The following is a 10,152-nucleotide window of genomic DNA, read 5'->3' as shown; positions in this document are numbered from 1 at the left end:
CCGCCGAGTGGCCGCGCGCCGCGCCGGCGTGCGCCGGCCCACCGCCCTGGATCAGGCGAGCGGCCCCGGCGGCGAGGAGACCAGAAACCAAGGCTCCCACGATGCCGGCGACGGTCAGCGGCGGAAAGGCGAAGATGACACCAGGAAGCGAGGTTGCGGGGTTCGCCACCACCGGTTCCACGATCGTCTTGGATGTCGCCCCGCCAGCCTGGGTGTCGACGGCGATGGTCGCCGGAGGTGAAGTCGGTGATCCGGGCGGAGCCATCGACGGCAGGACGGCCGAGAGCAGCAGCCCGGGCACGGCCGCCGCCGCCGCTATCAGCCACAGGCCGTCGCGCAGTCCCATCCAGATCCCCAGAAACTCACCCGGAGCGGGTTCAAACCGGTTAAACACCGGTACCCGCCCAGTGGTTCATTCCAAGACATCGGGTTCATTCCAAGACATCGGGTTCATTCCAAGACATGGGGTTCATCCCAAAACAGGTTTGTTCTCGAAATCCTCGCGCCGCCGCACGCGGCACCACATCAGACGGCGCCGTCGGTCCACCACAAGGTGGAGACCGCGATGAAGACGTAGCGGCCTATCTTGCCGATCGAGACCAGCAGGATGAAACGCGTGAGATCGACACGCAGCGCCCCCGCGACCACGGTCAAGGGGTCCCCGACGATGGGGAGCCAAGCGAGCAGCAGCGACCAGACGCCGTGGCGCCCGTACCAGCCGACGGCGCGGTCATAGGCGGCGGGCTTGAGCGGGAACCAGCGGTGGTGGCGCAGGTGGATCAGGAACCGGCCCAGCACCCAGTTCAAGATCGAGCCCAGCACGTTGCCGGCGGAGGCGACCGCAACCAGCGCCACGGGGTCGAGACCGCCCCGCGCCAGCAGGGTCACCAGCAGGATCTCCGATTGGGCGGGAAGGATGGTCGCGGCCACCAGAGCCGCCGCGAAAAGGCCGGCATAGGCCGGCACGTCGAAGTCCATGCTTTGGGTCCCCGCGCCCCGCTCAAGCGCTGGCGGGGAGCGACAGGGTCCAGCGGGCGCCGGGATCCAGGTTATCGACCGTCAGCGCCGCGTCCAACTGGGACGCCAGGGATTCGATCAGCCTCATGCCCAGACTATCGCTCCGCCGCCGGTTTTGTGGATCGAGGAAGTGCTCCGCGATGCCGGGCCCGTGATCGCGCACCGTCAGCTGGAGTCCCGCGTCGACCGCGCGGCCAAAGCGAATCTCCACGGGCCGCTCCGTCGAGCCGGGAGCCGCGTGCTTGAGCGCGTTGGTCAGCAACTCGACCGTCAGCAACCCGAGCGGGATGGCGCTGTCGGTCGGGACCTCGACCGGCTCTGCTTGGATCGCCACATTGCCACCACCGCCGTACAGGGTGCAGAGCGTCCGAAGGTACGAGCCGAACTCGACCCGCTGGACATTGTCATTCTTGTAGAGCTGTTCGTGGACTTGCGCTATGGCGCCGACCCGTGACACGGCGTCCTGGAAAGCTTGGCGGCTGCGCGGATCGTCCAACTGCCGGCCCTGGAGGTTCAGCAGGCTGGCGACCAGTTGAAGCGAGTTCTTGACCCGGTGGTTGACCTCCTTCAGCAGCATGTCCTTCTGCTCCAGCAGGACATCCTTGTCGACCAGCGCGCCGGTCAGCGCCTGCTCCGCGCGCTTCCGTCCGGTGATGTCGATGGCCGAGGGGATCAGGTGGGTGACCCTGCCCGCCTCGTCGAGCATCGGCGAGATCGTGAAATCCACCGTTATCAGGCGGTCGCCGTCCAGCCGCAGCACGGCGTCGTACCGCGAGGTCTGCCCCGTCGCGGCCTTGTCGATGGCCGATCGTAGCCTCGCCCGCTCGTCGGACGAATGCGACCACCACCACGTGTCCTCATACCGCCGGCCCAGCACGGCGGAGGGATGGAGGCCGGCCGCGTCCAGCGCCGTGCGGTTGGCCTCGACCAGCACGCCCTCGGGAGTCGTGACGCAGACGAAGCTGAACAGGCTGTCGATGACCTTGCGGACACGCTCCTCGCTGCCGCGCAGGACGGCTTCGGCCCGCTTCTCGCGGTCGATGTCGTACAGGGCGACCACACTGCCGGTGATTTTCCCCGACGCGTCGGTGATCGGGGCCCCACTCACCTTGATCCAGGCCATGGTGGCGTCGCCGCGCCGATACAGGAACTCATCGCCCGCGATCACCTCGCCCTCGAGGGCGCGCGCCAGCGGCCACTCCTCGGGAGCCACCAGCCGCCCATCCGGGTGCCAGCCGATCCACTCGCCGTAACTGCCGACATCGGCGGAATTCAGCACCTTATGCCGCAGGATCTCCTCGACCCGGTGATTGCCATAGGTGATCCGTCCAGTGGGCGCCTCCGCCACCAGGACCCCCGCCGGCATGCTTTCCACCAAAGCTTGGAAACGCGCGTGGTCGGCGGTCATGCGCGCGGTCAGACGCGTGCGCTCGGCTTCCGCCGCGGCTTGGGCCGCGACTTGGGAGGAGACGTCCCGCGCGATGATCAGCACGCTGTCGCTTTCGGCGCCGCTCGCATCCAAGGGGGTATAATCGATCTCCCACCAAACCGCGCCGCCATCGACGGCGCCCGTCAGGCGGCATCGGGGTATGGCTTGGGACTGGCCGGATCGCCACACCGCATCAAGCGCTGAAAAGTGCTCGGGTGCTCCGTGGGGGAAGACCTCGGCGACGGTGCGGCCCAGGATCCGACCGCCGCCGGATGCCATGGAAACATAGGCCGCGTTCGCCAAGGTATGGCGGAATTCCGGCCCGCCGACGATGGCGACGGCTGCCGGAACGCGGTCGATGATCCGAAGCAGCACGTCCGTGTCGGGAATCTCGAGCGCCATCGCCGAGAGAACCTGGGAAAGTGACCCATTGGCCGACATGGACGATCTGGCATCGTTCCTGTTGGTCATCGCTTCAGAAAACTCCGGAACTGCTGGTCCGCCCCGGAATTCCCCCGCAGCCCCATCCCACCCCGCCCGGTTTGGGCAGGGGCGGGGCGGCGCCGATGGGCGGGACTACGCCGGTTCGTATTCCGACGATCTGACATGGGTTCGGTCGACCGAGAGGTCAAGTTTACCGTCTACCACTTCCAGCCTGATCCGGCCGCCGCCCTCGCCCAGTTCGCCGAATAGGAGATGTTCGGCCAGCGGCAGCTTGACCATGCGTTCGATCAGGCGCGCCAGCGGGCGGGCGCCCATGGCGGGATCGAAGCCACGCGCCGCCAGCCAACCCAGCGCCTCGTCGGTGGCATCCAGCGCGATGTTGCGATCGGCCAATTGGCCGGCGAGCTGGTCCAGGTGCGACCGCGCGATCCTGCGCACGGTGTCGGCCTCCAAGCCCCGGAACTGGACGGTGGCGTCGAGGCGGTTGCGGAATTCCGGTGTGAACAACCGGTTGATCGCCGCCGCGGCGTCGCTGGCATCGACCTCTCCCTCAGCCCGGTCGCCGAACCCGATCGAGGGGCGGGACATCTCGGCGGCGCCGGCGTTGGTGGTCATGATCAAAATCACGTGGCGGAAGTCGATGGTCTTGCCCGAGTTGTCGGTCAGCCGCCCGGCATCCATCACCTGGAGCAGCAGGGCGAACAGGTCGGGATGCGCCTTCTCGATCTCGTCCAGCAGCAGGACCGCGTGGGGAGCCTTGGACACGGCCGAGGTCAGCAAGCCTTCCTGGTCGAAGCCGACATAACCCGGAGGCGCCCCGATCAGGCGGCTGACGGTGTGGGGCTCCATGTATTCGGACATGTCGAACCGCAGCAGCGGGACGCCGAGCGTCGCCGCCAGCCGCCTCGCGATCTCGGTCTTGCCAACCCCTGTCGGTCCGGCGAACAGATAGGAGCCCATCGGCTTTTCCGGATCGCGCAGGCCCGACCGCGCGATCTTGACGGCCGAGGTCAGCGCCGCGATCGCCGGGTCCTGTCCGAAGACCGCCGCCTTCAGGTCCGCCTCCAGGGTGCGCAGCGCCGCCCGCTCGTCTAACCCGGCGCGGCGAACCGGCATGTGGGCGATGCGGGCCACGACGGCCTCGATGTCGGAGACGTCGATCCGGCGCGGCCACACCCGGCCGGCGTCGAGGCGCACCATGGCGCCCGCCTCGTCCAAAACGTCGATCGCCTTGTCCGGCAGATGGCGGTCCGTGATGTACCGGGCCGACAGCTCGACCGCCGCGCGGATCGCCTCGACGCCGTAGAAGACATTGTGATGGTCGGCGTAGCGCTCGGCCACGCCTTCCAGGATGGCCACCGCGTCCTCGACCGAGGGTTCCGCGACGTCGATCTTGCCGAAGCGGCGGGCCAGCGCCTGGTCCTTCTCGATGTGCTGGTGGTATTCGCGGTAGGTGGTGGCGCCGACGCAACGCAACGACCCGTCGGCCAGGGCGGGCTTGAGCAGGTTGGCCGCGTCCATGGCGCCACCCGATCCGCCGGCTCCGATGATGGTGTGGATCTCGTCTATGAACAGGACGGCGCCCGGCGTCTCGCCGATCTCGGTCACCACCGCCTTCATGCGCTCCTCGAAGTCGCCGCGGTAGCGGGTGCCGGCGACCAGCGCCCCCAGGTCCAGCGCGAAGATCCGGGTACCGCGCAGCGCCTCCGGAGCCTCGCCATGGGTGATCCGCAGCGCCAGCCCCTCCGCGATGGCCGTCTTGCCGACACCGGGCTCGCCGACCAGGATGGGGTTGTTCTTGGTCCGGCGGCACAGGATCCGCACCGTCCGCTCGATCGCGTCCTCGCGGCCGATCACCGGATCGATGCGGCCGGCGGCGGCCTTGGCGTTGAGATCGACGCAATATGTGGCGAGGGCGCTGTCGGCGGCCGGTGGCGGCGCGTCGGGATCGGCATTGGCCCTTCGGGCAGTCGGCGAATTCGTGTTGGGGGCCGCCTCCCGGGCGCGGCGCCGGCTCTCGACATCGCGTTGGACCATGTGGTCGACGATCCGGTCACGCGTGGCGCCGTGACGGCGCAGGATGGTCGCCGCCGTGGCGCCCCGGTCGACCAGCAGCGCCAGCAGCAGGCAGGCGCCGTCGCAAGGCGCCTCGGGTTTGAAACGCTCGGCCCGCTCCACCGTGCGCTCCAACTGATTGTCCCCCGCCACCCGGCGCGGAACCCGCGGCAGCAGGCGGTCCATCTCGCGGTGGATGGCGCGGGGATCGGCGTCGCACGCCATCAGAGCCGCGACGGCGTCGGTGTCGCCGGTCAGGGCCAGCAGCAGGTGTTCCTGCCCTGGTGTTCCATGGCCGTACTGGCCGGCGAGTTCATAGGCGTTCTTGACGGACTGTGCGGCGGCGTTGCTGAGCATCGGGCGGGCCTCTCCTGTCCTGGTGGCGGCGCTCCAAGCCTCCCGGAAGGAGGTCGGGCGATCACTTTCCTGGAGACAAGTGTTACTTTCGGCATAGTAAATTAATCGTTAACCATGATTTTCATTCAAATACCGGTCGCTGTGACCTCCGTCGGAGCCATGCCGACGCAGGATCGCCAAGCCCTGAAAGCTTATTACAAATCAACCGCATCGCCGACCGGAGAAGCGCGTCGCCTTTTGCGCTGATGACATCACGCCGCGCCGCGGCATAAGGGTGGTTGCGTGAAACCAACAAAAGTTCTTTGCTGCGAATAATCATTTCGACCAAAAGCAGGTGGGCGCGAATGCTTCTCCCGCGGATGGGCGACGGTCCCCAAGGGCTGGAGCCAGATGACATTACGGCCGACAGGCCACTCGAATCCCCGGCCGCATGGCCAACCGAACAATCCGACACCCTGACGGCCTCGCTCGACGAGGCGGTAAGCGCGGCGGAAGCCGCCTTCGACCGCCTCCAGCGGCCCGACGGGCATTGGATCTTCCCACTGGAAGCCGACGCCACGATCCCGGCGGAACACATCCTGCTCCAGCACTTCCTGGATGAGATCGACCCGGAAACGCAGGCCGGGCTGGCGACCTTCATCCGGCGCCGCCAGGGCGCGGACGGCGGCTGGCCGTTGTTCCACGGTGGCGCCCTGGACGTGAGCTGCTCCGTCAAGGCGTATTTCGCCCTGAAGGCCGCCGGCGACGCTCCGGACGAGCCGCATATGAGGCGCGCGCGCGACGCGATCCTCGCCCATGGCGGAGCCGCTCGCTGCAATGTCTTCACCCGCATCATGCTGGCGCTGTTCGGTCAGATCCCCTGGCGCGGCGTTCCGGTGATGCCGGTCGAGATCCTGAACCTGCCAACGTGGTCGCCGGTCCATATCTCGCGCATCTCGTACTGGTCGCGCACCGTCGTGGTGCCGCTGCTGGTCGTGATGGCGCACAAGCCGAGGGCGCGCAACCCGCGTGGCGTTGGTGTCGCCGAGTTGTTCACCGTACCGGCCGACCGGGTCGCAGACTGGCATTCGGCGCCCGACGACACCGCTCTGGCCCGCCTGTTCCGGGGCTTGGACAGCTTCCTGCAACTGATCGAGCCGCGGCTGCCGAAAAGCGGCCGGCGGACCGCCATCGAACGGGCCGTGACCTTCGTGACGGAACGGCTGAACGGCGAGGACGGCTTGGGCGCCATCTTCCCCGCGATGGTCAACGCGATCATGATGTACGACTGCCTCGGCTATCCCGCCGACCATCCCGATGTGGTGACGGCGCGGGGCGCGATGGACAAGCTGCTGCTGCGCCAGGGCGACGAGATCCTGTGCCAGCCTTGCCTATCCCCGGTATGGGACACCTCGCTCGCCTGTCATGCGCTGGCGGAGTGCGGCGGCCCGCACGCGCGGGCGATGGCGTCGCGCGCGGCGGAGTGGCTGGCGGAGCGGCAGGTCTTGGATGTCCAGGGTGACTGGACTTGGCGCCGTCCCGGCATCCGTCCGGGCGGCTGGCCCTTTCAATACGCCAATCCCCACTATCCCGACACGGATGACACCGCCGTCGTGGTGATGGCGCTGGACCGCTGCGGAGCCGAGCGCTACGCCGAACGGATAGAGCGCGGCCGCGAGTGGATCGAGGGGCTTCAAAGCACCAATGGCGGCTGGGGCGCCTTCGACGCCGACAACAACAGCCACTATCTGAATTACATCCCGTTCGCCGATCACGGCGCCCTGCTCGACCCGCCGACCGTGGATGTGACGGCCCGATGTATTGGCATGCTGGCCCAACTCGGGCTGGACGGAAAGCACCCCACCGTCGCCACCGGCGTCGAGTTCCTGCGGCGCGAGCAGGAGCCCAACGGGTCCTGGTTCGGGCGCTGGGGCACCAACTACATCTACGGCACCTGGTCGGCTCTGTGCGGCCTCAACGCGGTGGGCATCGCCGCCGACGACCCGATGATCCGGCGCGCGGCGTACTGGCTCCTATCGCGCCAGAACGAGGACGGTGGCTGGGGCGAGGGGGGAGTGTCCTATTGGCCCGACCGCATCGCCGAGGACCACTGCCCCAGCACCGCCTCGCAGACCGCCTGGGCGCTGCTGGGATTGATGTCCGCCGGGCTGATCCTCCACCCCGCCGTGACACGAGGCGTCCGCTTCCTGATCGACAACCGCAACGCCGATGGGCTGTGGGACGAGGAGGACTTCACCGCGGTCGGCTTCCCCCGCGTCTTCTATCTGCGCTACCATGGCTATTCCGCGATCTTCCCGCTCTGGGCGCTGGCCCGCTATCGCGGCATGGCCGAGGAGCGCCGCGTCACCGTGCCCTGGGGCGTTTGAACCTATTCACGAAGCGAGGGTGATCGAACATCGGCTTGGTCCTCCCCCGCCCTTCTTAACAATACCTTAAGCCGAATTGGGCCAGCCTGCGGGGATGGATGGCTTGATCTCGGAGACTGGGCGTGGACAGGAAAGATCTCATGCTGGCGGCCCTCGCCAGCGTGCCGGACATGGAATACCAACCGGTCCACCTTCAGAAGCTGCTGTTCCTGATCGATGAAAACTGCGCGGACGCCATCGGCGGCAAGAAATTCGACTTCCATCCAGGCGATTTCGGGCCCGTCGACATGGCCATCTACGACGTGGCCAAGGAATTGGCGGACCTGGGTTTGTTGAAAATCAAACGTCTCAAACCACGCTTCAGTAATTACAGCCTCACTCCCCAGGGACTCGAATGCGGCAAGCTGGTTCTCGGGAAGTTACCGACGGATATCGTGGAATACATCACCGATGTGGTGAAATGGATGCGGCGCTCCTATTTCGACCAGATCGTCCAAGCGGTCTGTCGGGAATACCCTGAAATGAACCGGGATGACGCGCGTCGGATGAAGGCCGGATGACACCGTGACCATCGCCATCGGTTTGTTCTGTACGGATGGTCTGGTCATCGCGACGGACAGCGCCATCACGGTCGCCACACATGATGGCGCCACCACCGAGATGAAGGCACCGAAGATCTTCCATCTGATGGATGACGTGATCTTCGCCTATTCCGGCAACTTCAGCATGGCGGAGCGGATCAGGCGGCGGCTCTCGTCATTCCTGCCGCTCTGGCTGGAAGAATCGGCCACGGCGGACGATCTTGGCGATCGAATTTGCGCCGAATTCGAAACCATGTTCGGAAAATATGTGACCGACCCGATGAGGGGCATAGATTGCACCATCATGCTGGGCGTCATCTTCAAGGGGTCGCCGGAACTCATCCTGTTCAGCGGCGGCTTCCGGCCGCAGTTTTACTCGAAGGATTATTTCTACGTCGCGCACGGAAGCGGCAAGCAATTCGCCGATCCCTTCATGTCATTCCTTCAGAACACCTGTGACATCAGCACACTGACCGTGAAACACGCGCGTTTGTTGTCGTACTGGATCATCGAACACGTGATCGAGACGAATACGGGCGGCGTTCGAGGTCCCGTGCAGCTGCACTACTTCCTGAAGCGGGAGGACGGAATGGGGTACGACCACATATCGGCCATCAACGCCGAGGAATACGAGAACAAGATCTGGGAAATAAACGAGCGGATCAACGAGGTCGTGTTCGGTCAGGATCGCGAGAAGCCGGTGGAGGGCGGGGATTTACCCCGCCGCCTGCCACGGCGCCGCCGCTGACCTCCTGGGCTGTTCCTCAGCCACCCGCCCGCTTCCGCGTCGGTGTCGGGCCGACTTCCTCCAGCGCCTTCTCGACGTGGCGGGAGAAGACGTATTCGGCTGGGCGCTGGCCGTCGAGCGGGATCTCGGGGGCCATGCCGCCATCCGTCCGCGGACCGCGCCGGCTGACCATGAAGGCTTTCAGTGGATTGCGCACGGCGTCGGCGACCGCCGTCGCCTCGTAGCCGCTGTGGACCATGCAGTCCGCGCATTTCTCATAGTTGCCAGTGCCATAGGCGTCCCAGTCCGTCTCGTCCATCAGCTCGCGATAGGTCTTGGCGTAGCCTTCGCCCAGCAGGTAGCAAGGGCGCTGCCAGCCGAAGATGTTGCGTGTCGGGTTGCCCCACGGGCTGCAATGATAGCTCTGATTGCCGGCCAGGAAGTCCAGGAACAGGGACGACTGGTTGAACGCCCAACTCTTGTCCTTGCCGGCCTGGAAGATGTCGCGGAACAGTTGCTTGGTCCGCCGGCGTGTCAGGAAATGCGCCTGGTCGGGCGCACGCTCATAGGCGTAGCCGGGTGATACCGTGATGCCGTCGATGCCGGCCGCCATCGCGTCGTCGAAGAAGCTGGAGACCCGCTCGGGATTGGCGCCATCGAACAGGGTGCAGTTGATGTTGACGCGGAAGCCGCGCCTCTTGGCCTCCTTGATCGCGGCGACCGCGCGGTCGTAGACGCCGGACTGGCAGACAGAGGCGTCATGCTCCTCCTTGGCGCCATCCAGATGGACCGACCACGTGAAGTAGGGACTGGGCTTGAAGCGGTCCAGCCTCTTTTCCATCAGGAGCGCGTTGGTGCAGAGATAAACGAAGCGGCGCTGCTTGATCAGCCCCTCGACGATCTGGTCGATCTCGGCGTGGAGCAGCGGCTCGCCACCGGCGATCGAGACGACCGGCGCACCGCAGTCCCGCGCCGCGTCCAGGCATTCGGCGACGCTCAGCCGGCGGTTCAGCAAGGGATCGGGATAGTCGATCTTGCCGCAGCCGGCGCAGGCCAGATTGCAGCGGAACAGCGGCTCCAGCATCAGCACCAAGGGGTACCGCTTGACGCCGCGAAGATGCCGGCCGACGACATAGGCGCCAACCATGGCGGTTTGAAGCAGGGGAACGGCCATTT

General features: G+C 66.3%; 8 protein-coding genes. 3 read left to right on the top strand and 5 right to left on the bottom strand.

Features of this window, described 5'->3' with window-relative positions:
- The 4 genes from N825_RS17810 to N825_RS17795 form a co-directional block, all read right to left on the bottom strand.
- Nucleotides 1–346, bottom strand: a 346-nt coding sequence (locus tag N825_RS17810; RefSeq protein ID WP_037454702.1) for a hypothetical protein, incomplete at its 3' end; no start/stop codon positions are given.
- Between the two features lie 179 nt (nucleotides 347–525).
- A complete protein-coding gene (locus N825_RS17805; RefSeq protein WP_037454700.1) occupies nucleotides 526–978 on the bottom strand; it encodes a YqaA family protein in 453 nt (150 codons plus the stop codon).
- 22 nt (nucleotides 979–1,000) lie between these two features.
- A complete protein-coding gene (locus N825_RS17800) occupies nucleotides 1,001–2,917 on the bottom strand; it encodes a PAS domain-containing protein (RefSeq protein ID WP_084164831.1) in 1,917 nt (638 codons plus the stop codon).
- A gap of 105 nt (nucleotides 2,918–3,022) precedes the next feature.
- Nucleotides 3,023–5,302 (bottom strand): AAA family ATPase, encoded by a 2,280-nt coding sequence (locus N825_RS17795; RefSeq protein WP_037454696.1) that lies wholly within the window; start codon nucleotides 5,300–5,302, stop codon nucleotides 3,023–3,025.
- Nucleotides 5,303–5,646: 344 nt separating this feature from the next.
- Between N825_RS17795 and shc the strand changes: the two genes are divergently transcribed.
- The 3 genes from shc to N825_RS17780 all read left to right on the top strand — a co-directional run bounded on the left by shc (nucleotide 5,647) and on the right by N825_RS17780 (nucleotide 8,997).
- Nucleotides 5,647–7,668 carry a squalene--hopene cyclase gene (gene shc, locus N825_RS17790; RefSeq protein WP_245613153.1) on the top strand — a complete coding sequence of 674 codons (2,022 nt, stop codon included), beginning with the start codon at nucleotides 5,647–5,649 and terminating at the stop codon, nucleotides 7,666–7,668.
- Between the two features lie 140 nt (nucleotides 7,669–7,808).
- A complete protein-coding gene (locus N825_RS17785) occupies nucleotides 7,809–8,228 on the top strand; it encodes a hypothetical protein (protein ID WP_037454694.1) in 420 nt (139 codons plus the stop codon).
- A 4-nt stretch (nucleotides 8,229–8,232) separates the two neighbouring features.
- Nucleotides 8,233–8,997 carry an Ntn hydrolase family protein gene (locus N825_RS17780; RefSeq protein ID WP_037454691.1) on the top strand — a complete coding sequence of 255 codons (765 nt, stop codon included), beginning with the start codon at nucleotides 8,233–8,235 and terminating at the stop codon, nucleotides 8,995–8,997.
- A gap of 16 nt (nucleotides 8,998–9,013) precedes the next feature.
- Here N825_RS17780 and hpnH read toward each other — a convergent pair whose 3' ends face one another.
- Complete coding sequence (gene hpnH / locus N825_RS17775; RefSeq protein WP_037454687.1) at nucleotides 9,014–10,150, bottom strand: adenosyl-hopene transferase HpnH; 1,137 nt, start codon at nucleotides 10,148–10,150, stop codon at nucleotides 9,014–9,016.
- Nucleotides 10,151–10,152 lie beyond the last annotated feature (2 nt).

Origin of the sequence: Skermanella stibiiresistens SB22 (assembly GCF_000576635.1) — a bacterium.
Lineage (GTDB): Bacteria > Pseudomonadota > Alphaproteobacteria > Azospirillales > Azospirillaceae > Skermanella > Skermanella stibiiresistens.
This window is presented reverse-complemented; position numbering and strand designations above follow the sequence as displayed.

Bases quoted from the DNA above. Each gene is read 5' to 3' on its own strand.
- N825_RS17805 (WP_037454700.1), bottom strand. From the start codon at position 978: ATGGACTTCGACGTGCCGGCCTATGCCGGCCTTTTCGCGGCGGCTCTG.
- N825_RS17800 (WP_084164831.1), bottom strand. From the start codon at position 2,917: ATGACCAACAGGAACGATGCCAGATCGTCCATGTCGGCCAATGGGTCA.
- N825_RS17795 (WP_037454696.1), bottom strand. From the start codon at position 5,302: ATGCTCAGCAACGCCGCCGCACAGTCCGTCAAGAACGCCTATGAACTC.
- shc (WP_245613153.1), top strand. From the start codon at position 5,647: ATGCTTCTCCCGCGGATGGGCGACGGTCCCCAAGGGCTGGAGCCAGAT.
- N825_RS17785 (WP_037454694.1), top strand. From the start codon at position 7,809: ATGCTGGCGGCCCTCGCCAGCGTGCCGGACATGGAATACCAACCGGTC.
- hpnH (WP_037454687.1), bottom strand. From the start codon at position 10,150: ATGGCCGTTCCCCTGCTTCAAACCGCCATGGTTGGCGCCTATGTCGTC.